The organism is Lachnoclostridium sp. Marseille-P6806 (assembly GCF_964238185.1).
Classification (GTDB): Bacteria; Bacillota; Clostridia; order Lachnospirales; family Lachnospiraceae; genus Brotaphodocola.
Window position 1 is genome coordinate 235,368 of sequence record NZ_CAXSLG010000003.1, and the last position, 22,244, is coordinate 257,611.

A 22,244-nucleotide genomic window follows, 5' to 3' on the forward strand; every position below is an offset into this window, starting at 1 on the left:
TCCTCCTGAAATTTGCCCTTAAATTGTAACAGTTCAGCCTAAAGCTTCTTGCCCGCTGTTACCTTAAATTCTTTTCGCCCGTTTTTCAAATCCGCGGAATCTCCACAGAAATACAGCCATACGGAAAATCCAGTCAATAAACATTCCACACCATACTCCCATGATTCCAAAACCAAAGCCCCGTACAAACAAATACGCAAAGCCGATCCGGAACACCCACATGGAAAATACGGAAACCATCATCGTAAACCGCGCATCCATGCCAGCCCGCAGCGTGTTGGGAAGCGCAAACGCCGGAGGCCACACTGTCATTGCAAAGCAGTGAACCAGTATCAGCTCCTCAGCCATGCCCGCCGCCTCCGGGGACAGATGATAAAAGCCCACAATCCCCCCGCGGCCCAGAGCCATTGCCGTACACACAGCCAGCAGAATACCGTAGTTTACAGCCAAAAGCTTTTTTGTATACGTTTTTGCCTGCTTCACCTCTCCGGCGCCCACACACTGTCCTACAATAGTAATCAGCCCCAGCCCCAGAGCATTTCCGGCAAGATACTGCAGAGTCACCAGATTATTTGCTACTGCAAAGCCTGCAATAGAAGCCGTTCCCAAGGTGGAAACCAGACTCTGCAGCATCAGCTTTCCAAACTGAAACATTCCGTTTTCCAGACCGCTGGGAATTCCCACAGTCAGAATACTCCGAATCATATCTTTTTCCGGACGCAGCTGAGAAATACCGGTAATCCGAATCACATTGTCCGGATGACGCACCAGAATCATCATCAGAACTGCCGCTGTTATTCGGGAAATCAACGTGGGAACGGCAACGCCCTCTACCCCCATATGAAGACCATAGATACAAACAGCATTTCCTGCAACATTTATCCCATTCATAATCATAGATGCCATCATCGACACCCTGGAATTTCCCATAGAACGAAACAGCGCTGCACAGGAATTATACAAAGCCAAAAAAGGATAAGACAGAGCCGTCAGACAGAAATATGTGGCTGCGTTATCCATAACCGCCGCCTCTGCCTGACCAAATATCAGATAAAGCAGACTCCTGTTTCCAATTAACGCCACTGCTGTAAACAGAAATGACACGCCTGCTGTAATTAATACCAGCTGTCCCGCAGCCCGACATGCCATGTCTGACCTGTGCTTGCCAATATACTGGGAACACACTACAGCGCCTCCGGTTGCCAGGGCTGCCAGCAGCTGAATAATCAGCAGACTGACTGAGTCCACCAGAGCAACTCCGGATACAGCAGCTTCTCCTACAGCAGCTACCATCATGACATCTACCATTCCGACTAATACCGCCAGAATCTGTTCCACAATCAGCGGACCCAGAAGCCGAAACAGGTCTTTTCTGGAAAAAATCATTCTTGTCACCTCAAAATTGTAACCGTTCAGCCATGCAGCCTTTTCAAAACCTCCTATGTCGGGTATACTACAACCATCAACACCAGAAAAAGGAGGTATTTTGCATGAACCCAATGAAGCTTCTTCAACTGAAATCAGCCTGGGATCGGGTAAAAGCCAATCATCCCAAATTCCCGAAATATCTGTCTGCTGTCCGTCAGAAGGCGATCCGGGAAGGCACTGTAATCGAGTTTAAAGTAACCACTCCCGAAGGCGAAGAGCTCTCCGCCAATCTCCGGCTGAAGGAAGACGATATTGCTCTGTTTCAGGAAATAACGGAGCTGTTTCAGTAACCCTTTCCTTAAAGCTCCCTGCCGCATTTCGGACAGAACTGGTAATCCTCTTCTGTCTCAAATCCGCAGGAAGCGCAGCGCTTTCTCCCGCTCTGGAGCATTGCCGGACTGTCTGGAATGATATTCTCCGGCAGAGAGGTTATCTCTCCTCTCTGAATTTTTCTTCCCAGCTCTGCATCCAGCTCCACTGAGGCATTGCAGCAGGTGGTTCGCACATAATAGCGGCGTCCCCATTTTAACACCGGAATAAAAAACAGGCTCAGATATGAGTACACCATATACACTTCCAAATGTCCGTAACGGCCACAGCGTCCGCAGACAATCAGCTGATCAAAATTCAGCTTTTTCTGCCCCTGACTGACACCCATAATAAAAAACATGGCGTTTTCCCTTCTTTCGTTTCTTTTATCCCAAAACAATCAGCCGCGCCACAGCAACCGGATTATCCTCCGGGAATGCCTGCAGACACACCATAATATCCTGCACCAGCTTCCTCTCCACACCAAGAGCTCCTGCAATCTGATCTGCGGTATTTCCATGCCCGGAAAGAGCCATCACCTGACGTACCAGCTCTGCCATTTCCTCCAGACGGGCGCCTGTCTCAGCTGCTGTATTCAGCCCTGGGGCTTTCTCCTGTTTTCCGGAATCCTCTTCCAGAAAATCCTCCAGCTTCCATTTTTTTCCTTCCTCCTGGCTGTAAAAATCCTCTGAAAGCTCCCAATCCTGGGGAGTATTTGTCATCTTTTCCATTTGTCTTTCTTCTTTCTTCCTGTCGATTATTTTTCGTAATTTCTGTCAGCATTCTATTCTGCCGCCGTTATTTCTCCTGCTTCATTTACCTGCGCATGAACAGAAAGCCCCTGCAGCTCCTGATAAAATGCGGCTGTTTTTTCCGGATCCTTTTCCATCTGTGTATATCCTGCTGCGGATTTACAGGGCACAGCTGACAGCTTCACACCGTCCTTCCCAAGAGCTGCCTGAAGCAGCATCGTTCTTGGAATACTGCTTCCGAAAACAAAATTTCCAAGGCTGTATACAATCGGTTTTCCCTGATAATATTCAATTCCCTGAAGCACATGGGGATGGCTTCCAATTACCAGATCCGCTCCGGCATCAATATACTGCCGCCCCATAGTCTGCTGATATTCTTCCGGCGTAACCGCCTTTTCCTTTCCCCAGTGTACATAAACCACCACATAATCACAGACCTGCTTTGCTGCTGCAATATCCTTTAAAAGCATTCCGGGATCGTATGTAATTGCAACTCCTGGCTTCTGCTCTCCTGCTGTCCAGTCATATACAGGAATAACCCGGGAGGAGCCCAAAAATCCTATGGTTTTTCCCTTCACCTCCACGGTTTCCAGCTGTCTTGCCCTGGCCATATTTTCACCAGCTCCAACATAACGGATTCCCGCTTCGTCCAAAGTCCTGCAGGTGTCCAGAAGCGCATCTGTTCCAAAATCCAGGCTGTGATTATTGGCCAGGGTCACCATATCAATCCCCATTTCCTGCAGCAAATGCACTCTGGAAGGGGGAAGACGAAAGGTAAACTGCTTATCCTCTGCCGCTGTTCCCCTGTCACTGAAGGGAAATTCCTGATTCACCATAAAATAATCCGAAGCCTGAATGACCTGGCGAAGCTCCTCATCCAAAACTCCGCCAATACCACCTGCTGTATCATAGGCATTCAGTACATGGCTGGAAAGAAATACATCTCCGGCAAAAAGCAGATTGATTTCCTCCTCCGGCACAGCTTCCTCCGAAGAATTCTCCAATTCCCCCTCTCCGTCAGAGCTTCCTGAACCGTCATTTTCCCCGGCCTCTTCTGCCCCGATAATCACAACCGGACTGTTCTCCTCCGTTCTCTCTGGCTGTTCTGAACCGTCTCCTGGAACATCCTGCCCAGAATTTTCTGGCGGCGAAGCCTGTCCTGACACGGACAGAGTCTCAGTCCCTGCAGCCCCCTGCAAAATCCGCTCCGGCTCTTCATTTCCATGAAGCAGCCAGAAAAGCAGCCCCAAAAAGAGTGCAAGCATTACCGCAAGAACAGCTGCAAGAATCGAAAAACCACCTCGTCTTTTTCTGTTCATAAATAAAATCCTTTCCTTTATACATTTCTGATGACATTGTATATCCGAAAACCATTCCTTGTCAATCTTCGCATCAGCTCTATAGAAGGTGCTTTACGCAGACTGGCTGCTCCGGAAAATTACATGCTCCGCCTGCATCGGTTCGCTTTTTCGGCAGAATCTCTTTCCGAAACATTCCTCTGTTCTCTGCATATGATTATAGTAACTCCATTATGAAAGGCTGTTTTTATGCCCTCATCTGTTACTCCCGCACTTGTGTTTTCCCAGCTTTTGAAAAATAATCAGCCCCAGGCAGCCGCCTGGGTTACAGGAAATACGAGCGCTCCGCAGTTAAGCGGACTCGTCAAATTTTACGATACTCCCTATGGAGGCATTCTGATAGAATCCGAACTTTTCGGGCTTCCAAATATCCAGACTTCCGGTTCTTCTGATTTCTATGCTATGCACATTCATGAAAATGGAGACTGCTCTCAGTCTTTTACGAAAACCGGAGAACACTACAATCCCCAACACCGGCTTCACCCCTATCACGCCGGAGATCTTCTCCCTGTTTTGGGCAACCAGGGATATGCGTGGGAAGCCTTTTACGATAAACGCTTTTCCATTTCCAATATTCTTGGGCGTTCTGTTGTGATCCATTCTGACAGCGACGATTTTTCCTCTCAGCCTTCCGGAAATTCTGCTAATAAGATTGGCTGCGGCATGATCCGCCGCGTTTAGCTCGGAATCCTTTTATGTACAATGGATGGTACAAATTGCCCTGAAGCTGTCTGTACCATCCATTTCAGATTTTGTTCCTGTAAATTCTGTTTTTGGCAAAAGGAACCTTCGTATTGATTTAGCCCTCCATCTGGCGTCCCAAAAATCCGGCAGCCGTTCCTGCCAGCTTCAGCTCTGCCTCTCCGAATTTTGCCCGGGTATCCCGCCCCAGCAGGGCAACCGCTCCAATGGCATCTCCTTCACAGATAATCGGTGCAATCACCTCCGCCGTAATTCCTTCCACCTCATCATCCGTCAGCGGAATAAACTGCTTTTCCCCTTTTCCGGCAACGATCGTTTCTCTATCATCAATTGCCTGCTCCAGCTGTTTGCTGATATTTTTCTGAAGAATTTCTTTTCTGGGGCCGCCTGCCGCCGCAATCACCTGATCCCGATCCGTAATGCAGACCATCATTCCCGTAGTCTGCGCCATGGATTCTGCATACTGTCCCGCAAAGGCAGTCAGCTCCACCATTGGCGAATATTTTTTCAGAATGATTTCTCCCTCCCGATCGGTAAAAATTTCCAGAGGGGTTCCTTCCTTTAGGCGAAGCGTGCGCCGAATCTCCTTTGGAATTACTACACGGCCCAGATCGTCTATTCTTCTTACAATTCCTGTAGCTTTCATATCACATTCCTCCATTGATTGACTGTTCCATTTCTGGAAATAGTATCTGTCGATGGAGGGATTTTTATGCGTTTTCTGTATTTTCTGTTTTCTGTGCCAGATCTCCGATTTTTTGAAGCAATTCCCGGGCTGTTTCCATCATCAGCATACAGTCCTTATTTTTTCGTTTCCGGTCTGTATACAGAAAATAGGGCTGCTCTGTCATCTGGAATCTTAAAGCGCCTTTGCATTCCTCTACCAGCGCCGGTATCCCATCTGTATTCAGTCTGGCCTTCTGATACATGGTCATGCGAATTTCCTGGCGGTTTATCTTCACCTCTGTCACATAAGCCCTGTGAGCTAGAGCCTTCAAAGCTGCTATTGCCAGCAAATTGTCTACAGACCTCGGAATATCGCCAAACCGATCCATCAGCTCATCCTGCATATCCAGATATTCTTCCTCATTTTCAATCCCGGAAATCCTCTTGTAAATATCCAGTTTCTGATATTCATTCTTAATATAAGATGCAGGAATATAGGCATCAATATCGCACTCTACTACGGATTCAAAGTCTTCCTCCTCATCCCGCTCTCCCTTCAGGGCTTTCACCGCCTGATTCAAAAGCTTACAGTACAGATCATATCCCACTGCCTCCATATGGCCATGCTGTTCTGCTCCCAGCACATTGCCTGCGCCGCGGATTTCCAGATCCCGCATGGCAATCTTAATTCCGGATCCCAGTTCTGTAAATTCCCGAATTGCCTGAAGACGCTTCTCTGCCTCTTCCTTCAGAAGCTTATCCCGTTTATACATCAAAAATGCATAGGAAACCCGGCTGGAACGGCCTACACGCCCCCTCAGCTGATACAGCTGAGACAGCCCCAGATGATCCGCGTCATGAATAATCATCGTGTTGGCATTGGGGATATCCAGTCCAGTTTCAATAATTGTTGTGGATACCAGTACATCAATATCCCCATTAATAAAATCAAACATAATCTTTTCCAGCTTATGCTCTGACATCTGCCCATGAGCAAAAACCACAGACGCATCCGGAACCAGCTCCTGAATATGGGCTGCGATCTCATCAATGTTTTTCACTCGGTTGTATACATAATACACCTGTCCATTTCTCGCCAGCTCCCGATTGATGGCTTCCCGCACCATTTCATCGTTATATTCCATAACATAAGTCTGTATCGGCGTTCTGTCCACCGGAGGCTCTTCCAGCACACTCATATCCCGGATTCCCACCAGGCTCATGTGAAGCGTTCTGGGAATCGGCGTTGCAGTCAGAGTCAGAACATCCACATTTTCCTTCAGCTGTTTGATTTTTTCCTTGTGAGCCACTCCAAACCGCTGTTCCTCATCAATAATCAAAAGCCCCAGATCCTTAAACTTCACATCCTTTGACAGAACTCGATGAGTGCCGATAACAATATCGACCAGCCCCTTTTTTAGATCCTCAATGGTCTTTTTCATCTCTGCCGGCGTGCGGAAACGAGACATCAGATCAACTCTCACTGGAAAATCCTTCATCCTCTGTACGAAGGTATTGTAATGCTGCTGAGCCAGGATCGTTGTAGGAACCAGATATACTACCTGTTTCCCGTCCTGAATGGCCTTAAAGGCTGCCCGCAGGGCAATCTCCGTTTTTCCGTACCCTACATCGCCGCAAATCAGCCGATCCATAATCTTTCTGCTTTCCATGTCTCGCTTTGTGGCCTCAATCGCCTCCAGCTGATCATCGGTCTCCTCATAGGGAAACAGCTCCTCAAATTCCTTCTGCCAGACGGTATCCTTTTCATACGGAAAACCGCCCATCTCCTGTCTGGCTGCATACAGCTTCACCAGATCTCTCGCAATCTCCCGGACAGCAGTTTTCACCCTTGTCTTCGTCCGGTTCCACTGTTCTCCGCCCAGCTTATTTAATTTCGGCGCCTTGGCATCTGCTCCCGCATATTTCTGAATTCCGTCCAGACGGGTTGCCGGAAGATATAAGTTGCCTCCATCTGCATATTCAATTTTCAGATAGTCCTTTACAACCTTATCCCTCTCGATTTTTTCAATTCCCCGGTAAACTCCCAGTCCGTGATCCTCGTGAACCACATAATCGCCCACAGACAGCTCGGAAAAGCTCTGAATCTTTTTCCCTTCATAAGAAGTCTTTTTTCTCTTCCGTTTCTTTTTCTCGGTCCCGAACATGTCTCCTTCGGTAATCACCAGAAACTTAATCTGAGGATATTCAAAGCCCCTGTGCAGCTTGCCATAGGTTACGAGAATTTCTCCCGGCTGAACCTGTCGCGTTTCCTGATCCGGACAGAAGGCCCGAAGATCATATTCCCGAAGATCGCCTGCCAGACGGCTGGCTCTGGTTCGGGAGCCGGACAAAAGAATTACTCTGTATTTTTCCTTTTTCCACCGCTTCAAATCCTGAATCAGCATTTCAAAGCTGCTCTGGTAAGAATTCACATTTTTTACATTAATGCTGTATTTCTTTTCCACAGTCATTCCCGGAAGCTTCTGTTCCAGTCCAGTCAGATACACCGTGTTAGGTCTCTGTGCCCGGGCCAGAATTTCCTTCACCGGATACAAAAGCTCGGTCTGTCCCGGAAGCAAATATCCCTTTTCCAGACGATGGGACATACTCTCCCGAAACTCTGTCTCCACAGCCTCTCCCTTTTCCCGCAGTCTTGGCGGCTCGTCCAGAAAAATCATACTGGAATCCGGCTCAAAATAATTCAGAAAAGATACGGTTTCCCTTCCAAAATACGTGACACAGCTATCCAGTCCTGTGATTTTCCAGCCTTCCTCCATTCCCTCAGTCAGTTCCTTCACAATCGACTGGATCCGATGGGCCTCTTCTGTTTTCATGGCTTTTCTCAGTTTTTCCGAAAAAGCCTTTTCTTCTTTTCTAAGACGTTCCGCTCCCAAAAGAAGCTCTTTCTTCGTCAGTACCAACTCTGTAGCCGGATAAATCAGAATCTCATCCAGCTGTTCAATGGAACGCTGACTTTCCAAATCAAAGGTACGGATAGAATCAATCTCCGTGTCCCACAGTTCAATCCGCACCGGAACCTCCTCTGTCAGAGGGAAAATATCCAGAATACCGCCGCGAATGGAAAACTGCCCCATACCGTCTACCTGAGGCATTCGTTCATATCCCAGCTGCGTCAGCTTTTCCTTCCATTGTTCCAGATCCAGCTCCTGCCCCGGTTCTGCTCTGAGAACCTGATTTCTCAGCTGCTCCAGAGGAAACAAATGATCCATAAGTCCGTCCAGAGTCGTTACCACAACACCAGAGGGATCCTCCATCAAATGGCGCAAGGTTAAAAGCCTCTGACGGGTCAGCAGATTTCCATGAATATCCGCACTGTAAAACAGAAGATCCTTGGCCGGATAAAGCCATACATCATCCCGGAAGCAGCAAAAATCATCGTAAATCTCCCGCGCACGCGCCTCATCATAAGTGACAACCAGCTTCCAGGGCATATCCGGCTCTGCCTCTGCCATCAGGTGAACCTTTTGCGAATCCATACAGCCGCTGACCTGTACCGGTCCCTTTTTCCGGGCAATATCCCGGCTCAGCTCTTCAAATTCTGCCAGCTCTATTAATGGGTTTGAAAATATCCTGCTCATTTTTGTACTCCCTGCTTTCCCCAGTCAAAATCTTCTACTCTGCCTTCTTCTTCGCATTAAAATGATTCATTGCCCGCTCTGCTCCATCAGTCATCATCATAACCGTAGCCTCTGCTGCCTCTCCAAAAGCCTCCTCCATCAGCTTCTGTTCCCCAGCTCCAAACCGGCTCAGCACATAATCTGCCAGATCCATGCGAGGAGGCTTAGCTCCTACCCCAACCTTAATCCGCGGAAAATCCTGGGTTCCCAGATTTGCAATAATATTCTTGATTCCATTGTGTCCGCCGGCGCTTCCCTTCAGACGAATCCGAAGCTGTCCCGGATCCAGGCTGATGTCATCGTAAATCACAATCATCTCCTCCGGCTCAATTTTATAATAATCCGCCGCTGCACGGATACTTTCTCCGCTTAAATTCATAAAGGTCTGAGGCTTTAAAAGAAGAACCTTCTGTCCCTCTATGACACCTCTGCCGCACAAAGCCTTGTGCTTTTTCTCACTGATATCAATCCGGTATCGATCTGCCAGCACATCTATCACCGAAAAGCCTACATTGTGTCTTGTTTTATCATATTCCTTTGTTGGATTTCCAAGTCCTGCTATTAAATACATCTTCTTTCCTTTCCATTTCATCCTGTACCACGCGCCAAAAGCGCTAATTTTCTCTCCCCAGGGGGTATAGACACCGGGAAAGAAAACTAGCGCCAAACTGCTACGGGTTTTATTGTAACAGGTAGAAAATCTCTTGTAAAGGTCTGCTCTTCAGAAAGAATTTTAAATAGATTTCCTATAAAACAGGAAGATGCAGCCGCCCCGAAAGAGCTGCTGCATCTTCTGATCTCACTTTTCCGAAAGTCCCTGCCTATTCGGCTGCTGCCTCCAGAGCAGTTGTCTCATATTTGTTCAGAATCATATCCTGAATCTTTTCACGGGTTTCAGAATTGATTGGATGTGCAATATCTCTATACTCCCCGTCTGCTGCCTTACGGCTTGGCATGGCGATGAAAAGTCCTTTTTCCCCTTCAATTACCTTGATATCATGAATGACAAATTCATTATCCAAGGTAATGGAAACAATCGCTTTCATCTTACCCTCTTTTTCAATCTTTCTTACTCTGACATCTGTTATCTGCATTTTTCCAAGCCCCTTCCCTCTCGTAAACTGTACAACTGTCCAGTCCCCCCTGTTCCGGGTCTTTCTGACTTCCCCGAACAATGCTTATGCAGGCTTGTCTGCCTTATTGTTTGCAGACCTCCCCTCCTGGAATAAGACTGAAACAGCTGCTATATCCCCCGCACCAGCGTTTCAGCCTGTGCCTATAATGTATAGCGTTCGTTTTTCTCAACTACAATCTTTATCTCATCCGGAGTGCCGATATATGTAGTGTTGGCGCGGATGGTATCACGGCTCTCTACGATACAGTTTTCGATCACCGTATTGTCCCCGATGTAAACATCGTTGAGAATAATGGAATTTTTAATAACACAGTTATTGCCTACATAGGCCTTCTTAAACAAAATTGAATTTTCCACGGTTCCGTTGATAATGGATCCGCTGGAAATCAGGCTGTTTTTCACTGACGCGCCAGGATTGTACTTGGCCGGCGGCAGATCGTCTACCTTGGAATAAATGTCCGGATACTGCTTAAAGAAATAGTTGCGCACATCTGGTTTCAGGAAATCCATATTGGTTTTGTAATAGGAATCCACAGATGCAATATTGCTCCAGTAAGAGTCTATCTTGTATCCGTAAATACGCTTCAGGTTTTTATAACGAACCAGAACATCCCGTACAAAGTCAACCCGATCCTCTGCAGCACAGCGCTCAATCAGCTCAATCAGCTGACGGCGGCGAATAATATAGATACCGCAGGAAACTGTATTGGAGGTTGCCACCATGGGCTTCTCCTCAAATTCTATAATACGGCCGTCATCATTCAGCTTCAGCAGACCGAAGCGGGTCACATCCTCTTCCTCGCTCATATCCTTGCATACTACAGTAATATCTGCTTTCTTCTCGATATGATATTCCAGAACCTTGTTGTAATCCATCTTATAGATACCATCGCCGGATGCAATCACAACATACGGCTCATGGCTGTTCTTTAAAAAGGTCAGGTTCTGGTACAGCGCATCAGCTGTGCCCCGGTACCAGTCGCTGTTCTGCGCTGTAATGGTCGGGGTAAATACATACAGACCGCCCTGTTTTCTTCCGAAATCCCACCATTTGGAGGAGCTTAAATGCTCGTTTAAGGAACGGGAATTGTACTGGGTAAATACAGCCACGTTCTGGATATGGGAATTGGTCATGTTGCTTAATACAAAATCAATGCTGCGGTAGCTTCCTGCAACCGGCATGGCGGATATTGCCCTTTTGTTCGATAACTCCCGCATTCTTTTACTGTTTCCGCCTGCTAATACTATACCAATCGCTCTCATCTCATGCCACCTGCCTTTATAATGGAATCGCCGCTTGCCAGTAATCCGTCAGGATAATCCTCCAAAACGGTAACGCCGGAAATCGCTGTATTCTTTCCAATCTTGACATTTTCCGGAATTACGCTGTGCTCTCCGATCGTTACCAGATCAAACTGATAAACCTTGGGATCATAGGTGCTGGGCGCATATTCACCTACGCCAAGCTCTGCGCCGGCTCCGATGGCAGTGTCCTCAGCTACGATGGCCTTGTCCACCTTCGCTCCTGCGCCTATTACGCTGTTGCGCATGACAATCGAATCCCTCACCACTGCGCCGGCCTCAATAGTAACGCCTGCGCCGATGACAGAGTTGTGAACCTCCCCGTAGATCTCTGTACCTTCTCCGATAATACTGCGTTCAATCACAGCCTCCGGTGCAATGTACTGAGGCGGAATAATATCGCTTCTTGTATAGATCTTCCAGTATTCCTCATATAAATTGAATTCCGGAATAATATCAATCAGCTCCATGTTAGCTTCCCAGTAGGAACCCAGTGTTCCTACATCCTTCCAGTAGCCGTTGTACTCGTAAGCGAAAATACGCTCTCCCTTGCCATGGCAGTAGGGAATCACATGTTTTCCGAAGTCGCAGCCCGGTTCCTCAGACAGAGCAAGCAGAGCCTCCTTCAGAGCCGGCCAGCTGAATATGTAAATACCCATGGATGCCAGGTTGCTTCGCGGATTCGCTGGCTTCTCTTCAAACTCCGTAATCCGGTTGTGCTCATCTGTGATTACGATGCCAAATCTGCTGGCTTCCTCAATGGGCACCGGCATAGCCGCGATGGTTACATCTGCATTGTTTGCCTTATGGTACTCCAGCATAACCTCGTAATCCATCTTGTAAATATGATCTCCTGACAAAATCAGCACATAGTCAGGATTGTAGGTTTCCATATATTCCAGATTCTGGAAAATGGCGTTGGCTGTTCCTGTATACCAGTCACTGCCTTTGCTCTTCTCATATGGCGGAAGAATCGTCACTCCGCCTACGTTGCGGTCCAGATCCCACGGAATACCAATTCCGATATGGGTATTCAGACGCAACGGTTGATACTGTGTTAAAACTCCAACTGTATCTACTCCCGAATTGATACAGTTGCTCAGCGGGAAATCGATAATTCTGTACTTCCCCCCAAATGATACTGCCGGTTTGGCTACCTTCTGTGTTAATACTCCCAGACGGCTTCCCTGTCCCCCAGCCAAAAGCATGGCAATCATTTCCTTCTTTATCACGTTATCACCTCGCTGTAAGATTTTCTTGTGCTTTATATTATAGCATAGATTTGTAGAAAGGTGAATAAATTTTGAATTTATTATGAAGTTTTTTTGTACATTTTCCGACATTTCTCGCAACTCTTTATTTTTTTCTATATTTAGTATCAACCTGCCAGCTTGACACAATACTTCGCCAGAAAACGCAGAATTGGCACTAATGAATGGGTTTCCTTCCAAGATCTTCGTTTCCCCTACTTGAATCAAATGCAAAAATACAGTATACTTCTGTATAGGTATGCCTGCAGATTAGGTTATTTTCAGGCAAAACATGGCGCCCTTTGCTGGACGCTAGGAAAGATAAAGGAGAAGCATTATGGATTTAGTAACCGTAAGAGAACTGTATAAAAACAGAGAAGCTTACCTGGACAAGGAAATTTCCGTAGGCGGATGGGTCCGCAGCGTCCGGGATTCCAAAGCATTTGGATTTATTGTTGTCAGCGATGGTTCTTATTTTGACACCCTTCAGATTGTATACCACGACACCCTGGCAAACTTTGATGAGATCTGCCGTCTGAATGTAGGCGCAGCCATTATTGTAAAGGGTACTCTGGTTGCCACACCTCAGGCCAAGCAGCCATTTGAGATTCAGGCCTCTGAGGTTGTTGTAGAGGGCGCATCTGCTCCGGACTATCCCCTGCAGAAAAAGCGTCACACCCTGGAGTATCTGCGCACGATTACTCATCTGCGCCCCCGTACCAACACCTTCCAGGCTGTATTCCGTGTCCGCTCCCTGATTGCTTATGCAATCCACCAGTATTTCCAGGAGAAGGATTTTGTCTATGTTCATACTCCCCTGATTACAGGAAGCGACTGTGAAGGCGCCGGAGAGATGTTCCAGGTTACTACCATGGATTTAAAGAACATTCCCACAACCCAGGACGGAGCTGTTGATTTCTCTGAGGATTTCTTCGGCAAGCCTACCAACCTGACTGTAAGCGGCCAGTTAAACGGTGAGACCTATGCAATGGCCTTCCGCAATATTTATACCTTTGGCCCCACTTTCCGGGCAGAGAACTCCAACACCACCCGCCATGCAGCTGAGTTCTGGATGATCGAGCCGGAGATGGCTTTTGCTGATCTGGACGACAACATGGAGCTGGCTGAGGGTATGTTAAAGTATATCATCCGCTATGTTTTAGAACATGCTCCGGAGGAAATGGCCTTCTTCAACAGCTTTATCGACAAAGGACTTCTGGATCGGTTAAATAACGTGCTGAATTCTGAATTCGGCCGCATCACCTACACAGAAGCGATTGAAATTCTGGAAAAGAACAACGACAAATTTGATTATAAGGTTTCCTGGGGCTGTGATCTGCAGACAGAGCATGAGCGCTATCTGACAGAGCAGGTATTCAAAAAACCGGTATTCGTAACCGATTATCCCAAGGAAATCAAAGCCTTCTACATGAAGCTGAATCCGGACGGAAAGACCGTTGCAGCTGTTGACTGTCTCGTTCCGGGCATCGGTGAAATCATCGGCGGCAGCCAGCGTGAGGATGATTATGAAAAGCTGCTGGCCCGCATGAACGAGCTGGGACTGAAGGAAGAGGATTACAAGTTCTATCTGGAGCTGCGCAAATACGGCTCTACCCGTCACGCAGGCTTCGGACTGGGCTTTGAGCGCTGCGTTATGTACCTGACCGGTATGGGCAATATCCGCGATGTCATTCCCTTCCCGCGTACTGTAGGCAACTGCGAACTGTAAGTATTATAACTGGAACTGTTTTTAAAAACGGCATCTGTTTTCCGGATGCTTCTGCCCTGATCTCTCTGATTTTCTGGAGTATTCCGAAAGCAGTATTGCTGCAGAGGGCTGGAGATGCTTCGGAAACGGTGCCGTTTTTCTTCTATTTACAGATAACGATTCAGGACGGCGGGAGAAACTCCGATGCTTCTTGTTCGGATTTTCCGGACAAGAAGATAAGCCGTCCTGAACAGTTACATTTACAAAGCAAAGGAGATTTCTCTATGAAATTCATCCACACAGCTGATATTCACTGGGGAATGCATCCCGACAGCGATAAGCCCTGGAGCCGGGAACGGGCCCACGCCATCCATGATACTTTTGGTGAAATCATTCGCCAGGCAAAAATCCGGGATGTTGATTTTCTGTTTATTGCCGGCGATCTCTTCCACCGCCAGCCCTTGCTGCGGGATCTGAAGGAGGTCAATTATCTGTTTTCCACCATTCCCGGAGTCCAGGTGGTTATCATTGCCGGAAACCATGACCGAATTCGGAAAAATTCTGCTCTCATGAGCTTTCAGTGGTGTCCCAATGTGACCTTTCTTATGGATGAGGAGCTGAGCTCTGTGTATTTTGAAGAGCTCAATACCGAGGTGACCGGTTTTAGCTACCACACTGCCGAAATTACCGAATCCCGGCTGAACGGCATTCATGCGCCGGAAAATGGGCGAATTCAAATTCTTCTGGCCCACGGAGGCGATGCTGCCCATTTGCCTCTGGACAAGGCCCAGCTTGCCAAATCAGGGTTTTCCTACACTGCCCTGGGACATATTCACAAGCCGGAAATCGCGCCGGATCGGTCTTATGCCTGGTGCGGTTCCCCAGAACCTCTGGACAAGACAGAAACTGGCCCCCATGGTATGATTGCAGGAGAAATCAGCCCTTCCACGCTTCAGGTAACCTCCCTGGAATTTGTTCCCCTGTGCCAGGCTCAGTATATTCCCCTTGTGGTTCATGTAACTCCGGCTACTACCAGCCGGGAGCTGAATGACCGTATGGCTCAGGAGATTCAGAAACGGGGCGCCGGACATATTTACCGGTTCCGAATTCGCGGAATGCGGGATCCTGATATTGTTTTCGATTTTGAATCGCTGATACGACGGCTGCAGATCATTGAGGTCATCGACGAATCAGAGCCTCAGTATGATTTCAGCCGGCTTTTTGCAGAGCATCCCAGCGACATGATCGGCTTTTATATCCGGGCACTTCAGCGGGAGGATTCCAGCCCTGTGGAAAAAAAGGCCCTGTATTACGGAATTGATGCATTGCTTAGAACAACGGATGAGAGGAGCTAGCCATGCGGTTATTGGATTTACATATTGACGGCTTTGGAAAATTTCACGACCGCACCGTCCGGTTTGAGGACGGCATGAATCTTGTATACGGAAAAAATGAGGCCGGAAAATCGACCCTCCATACCTTTATCCGCTGTATGCTCTTTGGAATGGAGCGGGGACGGGGACGAGCAGCCAGAAATGATCTGTTTACCCGTTTTGAGCCCTGGCAGAATAAGGGCGCTTACGGCGGCTGGATTCGTCTGGAAAAAAACGGGATTATTTATCGAATTGAACGAAATTTTCAAAAAGATTTAAAGGTTCCGACAATTATAGATGAAACTGCCGGAAAGGAAGTGGAGCCCACCAAAAGCTTTCTGGATTTTCTTCTGTGCGGACTGACGGAAACCACCTACAACAATACCATCAGCATCGGGCAGCTCAAAAGCGCTACCGACAGCGGTATGGTAACGGAGCTGCGCAATTATATTGCAAATATGAATACAACCGGCAGCATGGCCTTGAATATTACGAAAGCCACTGCCTACTTAAAAAACCGGCGGCGGGAATTTGAACGGCAGCTGACTCCGGATGCCGGAAAAAATTACACCTCGCTTCTGGGGGAGATTCGTTCCATCGAAAAAGAAATTGCTGCTCCAGAGTATGAAAATCAGCTCCAGTCCTATCAGGAGCTGCGTTCCCGCGTAAAAAGCCAGCTGGCACAGAAGCAGGAGGAGCGGGAAACCCTTCTTCAAAAAATTGCCAAGGGCCGCCAGGTATTAAGCGCAGCACAGTTTACGGATGAATCCTCTATTATCAGTTACCGGGACAGCGCCAGAGCTTCCTACCAGGAATACGAAAATGCCAAGGCCGCCAGCGAGAAAAAAGGGACTCTCGTTCTTTCTGTCCTCTTCCTGCTTTTTGCTGTCCTTGCCGGACTGGGAATCGGCTTTCCCGGTACACTGGCCCGATTTGCTGCAGAGCTTCTTCCTGGAGCAGCCCATGCGGTGGATCACTCTGCCTATCTGACTCTGTGCGCTATGATGGCTGTAATGTTTGCATCAGCCGGACTGTTTCTCATGTTTCGTTACAAAACCCGGAAAAAGGAAACAGCTATGGTAGGAAAGCTGCTTCAGGAGACCTTTTCCCGCCATCTGGGGGATTCTGCTATTTCTGCAGATGCCATGGCTGCCTTTGAGGCCCGTATGGAGGAATTTATCCGGTTAAGCCAGGTACTGGAGCGTTCCGAAAATTCTATAAAAGAACAGGCTGAACAGATCACATCCCTTCAGCAGCAGGAGGTTTCCTGTGAAGAAAACATCAGCAAACAGCAGCGAACCCAGTGGGAGCTGGAAAAGAAGCTGGATCACCTGACGCACTGCAAGGATCAGGTAGAAGCACTGAAACAGGTTCTGGAGGAAAACGAACGGATCCGAGAAGAAATTACTGCAATCGATCTGGCTCTGGAGACCATGACAGAGCTTTCCGGCACCATTCGGGACTCCTTTGGCCTGTACTTAAACAAAAGCGCCTCTCAGCTGGTAAACAGCATTACCGGAGGGATTTACAGCAGTATGAGCGTAGATGAAAATCTGAATATTTTCATGAATACTCCCACTCGCCTGGTTCCTGTAGAACAGGTTTCCAGCGGCACAATGGATCAGATTTACCTGGCCCTGCGGCTGGCTGCCGCCAGACTGCTCCAGGGCGACGGCGATCAGATGCCTCTGATTTTTGACGACAGCTTTGTACTGTACGATGATGAGCGGCTGCGGACTGCTCTGAAATGGCTGTCTCAGTCCTGGCCCGGTCAGATTATCATCTTTACCTGCCACCAGAGGGAAGCACAAATGCTGACAGCCTGCCAGGTTCCGTATGGAATGGTGGAGATGTAGAGGTGAGGGAAGCTCTCAGGTTAAGGAACTGTTACTAGAAAGCAGGAGGTGAGTGCTATCATACTCAGTCTTTTTGAGAGCTATAAAAGATTTATCCAGTACTCATTTCATTTTTCCGGAAAAGCGAGCAGACAGGAATACTGGACCATTTTGGCCACTCATATATTTATTTCCCTGGACGTTCTGAATACCATACTAAAGGAAGAAATCTTGGAATGGACCGTAACAGAAACAGCTTCTGTACAGGACAAGCATTTTACCTATACGTTAAGCGATTCGGAACAGAAAATGATTTGTCTCATATCCACAGCGCAAGGGAATGGAGATGGCCGCTTTCTTCAGATTGCCTTCTTGTCATCTCCTACCAATATCAGTACGTATCTGCCACCAATTGATACTGGAGCCGCTTCGTGCACGGACATTCCAGATCTCACCCTGGGAAATTCTTTTCATTGACTTTGCCCGACCGGCGTTTTGGATCTGTACTGGAATTATTGGAACTCTTGTAGTTTTCCAGAAACAGACCGTGCATCGTTTTCACAAAGTATTTCTTTGGTGCGGGATTGCTCTGGCAGCAGGATGCTACGGACTCATCTTATGCTCCATCACGAGCTTGTCCGTTCTGGCAGCGCCTTCGAAGCTTCTTCCATGGCTTTTGAAAAGACCGGTTGTATTTCTTATTCCAGGCATACTGCTTGGACTTGCTCTCAGCGAAGGAAGTTAAAGAACGTTCTCAAAAAATCCTGGTGCTGACACCCTTTCCTGTACAAAGAAATATGGAGTGGATCCGCTGCAAAACAGCCAATCCACTCCATATAATAAAGTCTATCCTTTCTTTCCTGTCTATTTATCACCCGTCCAAACATCAGTTTCGTGAACTCCCCACCGTCTTAAACCAGTGAAATTGGTAACAGGCAAGCGACCGTTCTACACGGCTAAAACACCAGCCGGATTCTCGTTCCCTCTCCCAGCCTGCTTTCCATCTCCACCTTTGCCTGGTGGTAAATGGCGCCGTGCTTCACAATGGAAAGGCCCAGTCCGGTACCTCCAATCTGCTTGGAATGGCTTTTATCTACCCGGTAAAACCGCTCAAAAATCCGTTCCTTATCTTCTTCTGGAATCCCGATTCCCGTATCCTCCACAGTTACTGTAGGATGTCCCTTTTCCTTTACTACAGTTACATGTACCAGTCCGCCGGGCTTATTATACTTTACTGCATTTTCGCAGATATTAAATATCATTTCATCCAGAAGCTGGGCTGCTCCGGAAACCACGGCCGGACTTCCCTTAATATCAATCGCCACTCCAGCCTTATTTGCCATATCCCCCATTCGCTTTACCACCTCAGAGGCAATCTGGTACAAATCTACTGGTCCCTTTTCCAGCTCCACATTGCCCTCATCCAGACGGGACAGCTTGATAATATCCCCTACCAGAGTAATCAGACGCTGAGCCTCCACATAGATTTTTTCTGAAAAACGCCCCATATCCGCTGCCGGTACCAGCCCGTTTTTCATAATCTCCGCATACCCGGAAATGGAAGTCAGAGGCGTTTTCAGCTCGTGAGAAACATTTGCTGTAAACTCTCTGCGAAGCCCCTCTCTGTTCTGCTGCTCTGTCACATCAAGAATCACAACAACAGCGCCCCAGCGGTTTTCAGACTCTGCTACCGGATTGGCAATAATCTGATAATGGCGTCCGTTTAAATCCAGATTCTGCTCACATCGCTGTCCCGCCAAAGCTTCATCTACCACCTGACGGAAGCTGTTGGAACGATTTAAACTCAGCACATTGATGTTGCCGTTCCCATTCTTTTCCATATCGACTCCCAGGATCCGGACTGCGCTGGAATTATAGGAAATCACATCTGCTTTGCTGTCCACAACAATAAAGCCTTCCCGCATATTTTCTGTAATTGCAGTAAATTCTTCCTGCTTTTCCCGGAGGGTTTCCATCTGCTCCCGAATGGTTTCCTTCTGCTTTTCCAGACGGCGCACCAGTGGAGCCAGCTCATCATACACCTGCTCTGCCTGAGGATTTTTGGGGTCCAGACGATTAATCGGATCCACGATCCGCTTCGTCTGAAGCTCTGCCAGAACCATGGTAACACCAAAAATCACCACTGCCATTACAATCATCCACGGAACTGTATGAACCATCGTAGCAAGGCCGCTGCTGGTCGTACTGGCTACACGAATGATTGTCCCATCTGTCAGCTTTCTGGCATAATAATAGGTCTGCTCTGCCAGAGTATCAGAAATCCGGACACTTTCTCCAGCCCCTGTCTGAAACGCACTGACAACCTCCGGGCGATCCCTGTGATTTTCCAAGGATTCGCTGTCTGCATAACTGTCATAGAGAACTGTTCCGTCCTCCCCGATCCAGGTAATCCGGTTTATATTATTGCCGTCTCCCCGGCTGGCCAGATGCGCAAGATATTCTTTCCCAGAAACCTCTACAGCCGACTCCAGATACCGCACCTCAGTCCTCACTGCCAGCTGCATCTGCTCCTGCAAATCCCGGCAAAACAGCCAGGTCGTTACCAGAGTTGCCACTACCATGGAAAACAGGGCAACCAGGCACATATTCCAATAGATTTTCCGTTTCATCCGATTTCCTCCATCTTATAGCCTACGCCGCGGATGGTTTCAATATAGCCGCTGGCTGCCCCCAGTTTCTGCCGAAGAGTCCGGATATGAACGTCCACAGTCCTTGTCTCCCCATCAAAATCATAGCCCCAGATTCTGGACAGCAGCTGATCTCTTGTAAGAACCATTCCTTCATTTTCCATCAGATAGCAAAGCAGCTCAAACTCCTTAAAGGTAAGAACCACCGCCTGATCATTGACCTTAACTGTGTGCTTTGCCGCATCTACCGCAATGGGGCCAACCTGAAGAAGTCCCCCCTTTTTCTCCGGCTCCGCTCTCCGAAGCAGAGCCCGCACCCGGGATACCAGTTCCATCATTCCAAAGGGCTTGGGAATGTAATCGTCAGCTCCGCTGTCCAGACCAATCACCTTATCATACTCCGTTCCCTTTGCTGTCAGCATAATCACCGGAAGCCGTGCCGTTTGAGCCGAATCCCTAAGCTTTCTCAAAATAGTCAGACCGTCCTCGTCCGGCAGCATAATATCAAGCAGCGCCATCGAGGGCTGCTCCTCCTTCATGGCCTCCCAGAATTCCTTGGCACAGGAAAATCCCTTCGCCGGAAATCCTGTAGACTGCAGGGTGTAAATCACAAGTTCCCGGATACTGTTGTCATCTTCTACCAGATAAATCATTCTGCCTGCTTCCTCCTGTTCTACTCCAGATGTGTGCCGGTAATAGAATACTCCACCCACTCGGCAATATTCGTAGCGTGATCACCGATGCGCTCAAAATACTTTGCAATCATCAGCATATCAATACAGAACTCTCCCAGCTCCTCATTCCTGTCCTCCCGGGTCAGCAGTCCAATCAACTCCTGCTTTACCTTACCGAACAGCTCATCCACCACATCATCATAGAGAATTACTTCTTTTGCTATGTTCAAATCCTTTTTTACAAAGGAATCAATGCTCTCCGTTACCATTTTCATGGTCGCCTCTGCCATATCCCGAATGTGAAGCCGGCTCTCTGTTTCCCAGCCCTGCAGAAAGCTGCAGATCTCTGCAATATCTGACGCCTGATCACCAATACGTTCCATATCAGAAATCATTTTCAGAGCAGAAGAAACCTGTCTGAGATCCTTTGCCACAGGCTGCTGCTGCAGGAGAATTCTCATACAAAGATTTTCAATATCCCGCTCCTTCTGGTCGATTTCCCGATCGGTTTTATACACCTCATCAGAGAAATCTCCCTCCTTCATCAGAGTTCTTGATGCATAGGAAATCGCGTCCTCACACAGTGCTCCCATTCGAATCAGTTCCACATTCAACAGCTCCAGCTGTTCGTCAAAACGATTGCGCATATCAGCCAAACCTCCCCGTAATATAATCTTCCGTTTTCTTGTTTCTGGGCATGGAGAAAATCTGCTCTGTCTCTCCGAATTCTACCACCTCTCCCAGAAGGAAAAATGCAGTTTTATCAGAAATACGCGCAGCCTGCTGCATATTATGTGTTACCATAACAATAGTATAATCCTTTTTCAGTTCTACAGCAAGATCCTCTATTTTTGAGGTAGAAATCGGATCCAGAGCAGAAGTAGGCTCATCCATCAAAAGCACCTCGGGCTGTACTGCCAACGCGCGGGCAATGCAAAGCCGCTGCTGCTGACCGCCGGAAAGTCCCAGGGCGCTCTTTTTCAGACGATCCTTCAGCTCATCCCAGATAGCCGCATCTCTCAGCGATTTTTCCACAATATCATCCAGCTGAACCTTGGAATGAATCCCGTGAGTTCTGGGACCGAAAGCAATATTATCATACACGCTCATGGGGAAAGGATTTGGCTTCTGAAATACCATTCCCACCCGCTTCCGCAGAAGGTTAATGTCCATATTTCCATAAATATCTTCCCCATCCAGCAGAATTTTTCCTGTGATTTTACATCCCTCAACCAGATCATTCATCCTGTTTAAAGACTTTAAAAGTGTCGATTTTCCGCATCCGGAAGGCCCAATAAAAGCGGTAATTTCATTTGCTTGAATATTCAAATTAATCCCCTTCAGGGCCTTAAAATCCCCGTAATACAGCTCCATATTCTGAATTGTCAGCTTATCCATAAATTCCCTTTCCTGATTTCCAAACATTCTTTGTTATTATATTTTTCTGATACAAACGCCTCTTCACC

At 47.7% G+C, this 22,244-nt stretch carries 19 protein-coding genes; 5 read left to right on the top strand and 14 right to left on the bottom strand.

Annotated elements, in window-relative coordinates:
- Positions 1-63 precede the first annotated feature (63 nt).
- Entirely contained in the window at positions 64-1,383 is a 1,320-nt protein-coding gene (locus ACESON_RS05220) for an MATE family efflux transporter (protein WP_373108866.1), read from the bottom strand.
- Between the two features lie 107 nt (positions 1,384-1,490).
- On the opposite strand from ACESON_RS05220, the gene ACESON_RS05225 reads away from it, so the two are divergent.
- Entirely contained in the window at positions 1,491-1,718 is a 228-nt protein-coding gene (locus ACESON_RS05225; protein ID WP_177958728.1) for a hypothetical protein, read from the top strand.
- 8 nt (positions 1,719-1,726) lie between these two features.
- Here the strand turns inward: ACESON_RS05225 and ACESON_RS05230 are convergent, their stop codons facing one another.
- From ACESON_RS05230 to ACESON_RS05240, 3 genes are read right to left on the bottom strand one after another with little or no spacing between them, the layout of a single operon-like run.
- Positions 1,727-2,098 carry a zinc ribbon domain-containing protein gene (locus tag ACESON_RS05230; RefSeq protein ID WP_373108757.1) on the bottom strand — a complete coding sequence of 124 codons (372 nt, stop codon included), beginning with the start codon at positions 2,096-2,098 and terminating at the stop codon, positions 1,727-1,729.
- Positions 2,099-2,123: 25 nt separating this feature from the next.
- Positions 2,124-2,468, bottom strand: coding sequence for a hypothetical protein (locus ACESON_RS05235; protein ID WP_177958726.1), 345 nt, complete (start codon positions 2,466-2,468; stop codon positions 2,124-2,126).
- 53 nt (positions 2,469-2,521) lie between these two features.
- Positions 2,522-3,808 (bottom strand): CapA family protein, encoded by a 1,287-nt coding sequence (locus ACESON_RS05240; protein ID WP_373108758.1) that lies wholly within the window; start codon positions 3,806-3,808, stop codon positions 2,522-2,524.
- A gap of 228 nt (positions 3,809-4,036) precedes the next feature.
- Here ACESON_RS05240 and ACESON_RS05245 point away from each other — a divergent pair, with 228 nt between their 5' ends.
- Positions 4,037-4,528, top strand: coding sequence for a superoxide dismutase family protein (locus ACESON_RS05245; protein WP_373108760.1), 492 nt, complete (start codon positions 4,037-4,039; stop codon positions 4,526-4,528).
- A gap of 118 nt (positions 4,529-4,646) precedes the next feature.
- Here ACESON_RS05245 and spoVT read toward each other — a convergent pair whose 3' ends face one another.
- The 6 genes from spoVT to ACESON_RS05275 all read right to left on the bottom strand — a co-directional run bounded on the left by spoVT (position 4,647) and on the right by ACESON_RS05275 (position 12,522).
- Positions 4,647-5,195 (bottom strand): stage V sporulation protein T, encoded by a 549-nt coding sequence (spoVT, locus tag ACESON_RS05250; RefSeq protein ID WP_177958724.1) that lies wholly within the window; start codon positions 5,193-5,195, stop codon positions 4,647-4,649.
- Positions 5,196-5,259: 64 nt separating this feature from the next.
- The gene (gene mfd / locus ACESON_RS05255) at positions 5,260-8,814 is read right to left on the bottom strand and encodes a transcription-repair coupling factor (protein ID WP_373108761.1); all 3,555 of its coding nucleotides are present in this window, start codon (positions 8,812-8,814) and stop codon (positions 5,260-5,262) included.
- Positions 8,815-8,848: 34 nt separating this feature from the next.
- On the bottom strand, positions 8,849-9,424 hold the full coding sequence (pth, locus tag ACESON_RS05260; RefSeq protein ID WP_373108762.1) for an aminoacyl-tRNA hydrolase: 576 nt from the start codon (positions 9,422-9,424) through the stop codon (positions 8,849-8,851).
- A 250-nt stretch (positions 9,425-9,674) separates the two neighbouring features.
- Positions 9,675-9,947 (bottom strand): septation regulator SpoVG, encoded by a 273-nt coding sequence (gene spoVG, locus ACESON_RS05265; RefSeq protein ID WP_177958721.1) that lies wholly within the window; start codon positions 9,945-9,947, stop codon positions 9,675-9,677.
- 182 nt (positions 9,948-10,129) lie between these two features.
- Positions 10,130-11,251 (bottom strand): glucose-1-phosphate adenylyltransferase subunit GlgD, encoded by a 1,122-nt coding sequence (gene glgD / locus ACESON_RS05270; RefSeq protein WP_177958720.1) that lies wholly within the window; start codon positions 11,249-11,251, stop codon positions 10,130-10,132.
- Complete coding sequence (locus ACESON_RS05275; protein WP_177958719.1) at positions 11,248-12,522, bottom strand: glucose-1-phosphate adenylyltransferase; 1,275 nt, start codon at positions 12,520-12,522, stop codon at positions 11,248-11,250. Before ACESON_RS05275 ends, glgD begins: the two co-directional genes overlap by 4 nt.
- Positions 12,523-12,877: 355 nt before the next feature.
- Between ACESON_RS05275 and asnS the strand changes: the two genes are divergently transcribed.
- The 3 genes from asnS to ACESON_RS05290 all read left to right on the top strand — a co-directional run bounded on the left by asnS (position 12,878) and on the right by ACESON_RS05290 (position 17,477).
- A complete protein-coding gene (gene asnS / locus ACESON_RS05280) occupies positions 12,878-14,269 on the top strand; it encodes an asparagine--tRNA ligase (protein WP_373108764.1) in 1,392 nt (463 codons plus the stop codon).
- A 263-nt stretch (positions 14,270-14,532) separates the two neighbouring features.
- On the top strand, positions 14,533-15,603 hold the full coding sequence (locus ACESON_RS05285; RefSeq protein ID WP_373108765.1) for an exonuclease SbcCD subunit D: 1,071 nt from the start codon (positions 14,533-14,535) through the stop codon (positions 15,601-15,603).
- Positions 15,604-15,605: 2 nt separating this feature from the next.
- Positions 15,606-17,477, top strand: a complete 1,872-nt coding sequence (locus ACESON_RS05290) for an ATP-binding protein (protein WP_373108766.1) — start codon at positions 15,606-15,608, stop codon at positions 17,475-17,477.
- A gap of 935 nt (positions 17,478-18,412) precedes the next feature.
- Here the strand turns inward: ACESON_RS05290 and ACESON_RS05295 are convergent.
- From ACESON_RS05295 to pstB, 4 genes are read right to left on the bottom strand one after another with little or no spacing between them, the layout of a single operon-like run.
- The gene (locus ACESON_RS05295; protein WP_373108767.1) at positions 18,413-20,086 is read right to left on the bottom strand and encodes an ATP-binding protein; all 1,674 of its coding nucleotides are present in this window, start codon (positions 20,084-20,086) and stop codon (positions 18,413-18,415) included.
- Positions 20,083-20,757, bottom strand: a complete 675-nt coding sequence (locus ACESON_RS05300) for a winged helix-turn-helix domain-containing protein (RefSeq protein WP_177958883.1) — start codon at positions 20,755-20,757, stop codon at positions 20,083-20,085. The genes ACESON_RS05295 and ACESON_RS05300 overlap by 4 nt, the downstream gene beginning before the upstream one ends.
- A 20-nt stretch (positions 20,758-20,777) precedes the next feature.
- Positions 20,778-21,425 carry a phosphate signaling complex protein PhoU gene (gene phoU, locus ACESON_RS05305; protein ID WP_177958884.1) on the bottom strand — a complete coding sequence of 216 codons (648 nt, stop codon included), beginning with the start codon at positions 21,423-21,425 and terminating at the stop codon, positions 20,778-20,780.
- Position 21,426: 1 nt separating this feature from the next.
- Positions 21,427-22,176, bottom strand: a complete 750-nt coding sequence (gene pstB / locus ACESON_RS05310) for a phosphate ABC transporter ATP-binding protein PstB (RefSeq protein ID WP_177958885.1) — start codon at positions 22,174-22,176, stop codon at positions 21,427-21,429.
- Positions 22,177-22,244 lie beyond the last annotated feature (68 nt).

Excerpts from the sequence above, each read along its gene's own strand:
- ACESON_RS05225 (WP_177958728.1), top strand. The coding sequence starts at position 1,491 with ATGAACCCAATGAAGCTTCTTCAACTGAAATCAGCCTGGGATCGGGTA.
- ACESON_RS05230 (WP_373108757.1), bottom strand. The coding sequence starts at position 2,098 with ATGTTTTTTATTATGGGTGTCAGTCAGGGGCAGAAAAAGCTGAATTTT.
- ACESON_RS05235 (WP_177958726.1), bottom strand. The coding sequence starts at position 2,468 with ATGGAAAAGATGACAAATACTCCCCAGGATTGGGAGCTTTCAGAGGAT.
- ACESON_RS05240 (WP_373108758.1), bottom strand. The coding sequence starts at position 3,808 with ATGAACAGAAAAAGACGAGGTGGTTTTTCGATTCTTGCAGCTGTTCTT.
- ACESON_RS05245 (WP_373108760.1), top strand. The coding sequence starts at position 4,037 with ATGCCCTCATCTGTTACTCCCGCACTTGTGTTTTCCCAGCTTTTGAAA.
- spoVT (WP_177958724.1), bottom strand. The coding sequence starts at position 5,195 with ATGAAAGCTACAGGAATTGTAAGAAGAATAGACGATCTGGGCCGTGTA.
- mfd (WP_373108761.1), bottom strand. The coding sequence starts at position 8,814 with ATGAGCAGGATATTTTCAAACCCATTAATAGAGCTGGCAGAATTTGAA.
- pth (WP_373108762.1), bottom strand. The coding sequence starts at position 9,424 with ATGTATTTAATAGCAGGACTTGGAAATCCAACAAAGGAATATGATAAA.
- spoVG (WP_177958721.1), bottom strand. The coding sequence starts at position 9,947 with ATGCAGATAACAGATGTCAGAGTAAGAAAGATTGAAAAAGAGGGTAAG.
- glgD (WP_177958720.1), bottom strand. The coding sequence starts at position 11,251 with ATGAGAGCGATTGGTATAGTATTAGCAGGCGGAAACAGTAAAAGAATG.
- asnS (WP_373108764.1), top strand. The coding sequence starts at position 12,878 with ATGGATTTAGTAACCGTAAGAGAACTGTATAAAAACAGAGAAGCTTAC.
- ACESON_RS05285 (WP_373108765.1), top strand. The coding sequence starts at position 14,533 with ATGAAATTCATCCACACAGCTGATATTCACTGGGGAATGCATCCCGAC.
- ACESON_RS05290 (WP_373108766.1), top strand. The coding sequence starts at position 15,606 with ATGCGGTTATTGGATTTACATATTGACGGCTTTGGAAAATTTCACGAC.
- ACESON_RS05295 (WP_373108767.1), bottom strand. The coding sequence starts at position 20,086 with ATGAAACGGAAAATCTATTGGAATATGTGCCTGGTTGCCCTGTTTTCC.
- ACESON_RS05300 (WP_177958883.1), bottom strand. The coding sequence starts at position 20,757 with ATGATTTATCTGGTAGAAGATGACAACAGTATCCGGGAACTTGTGATT.
- phoU (WP_177958884.1), bottom strand. The coding sequence starts at position 21,425 with ATGCGCAATCGTTTTGACGAACAGCTGGAGCTGTTGAATGTGGAACTG.
- pstB (WP_177958885.1), bottom strand. The coding sequence starts at position 22,176 with ATGGATAAGCTGACAATTCAGAATATGGAGCTGTATTACGGGGATTTT.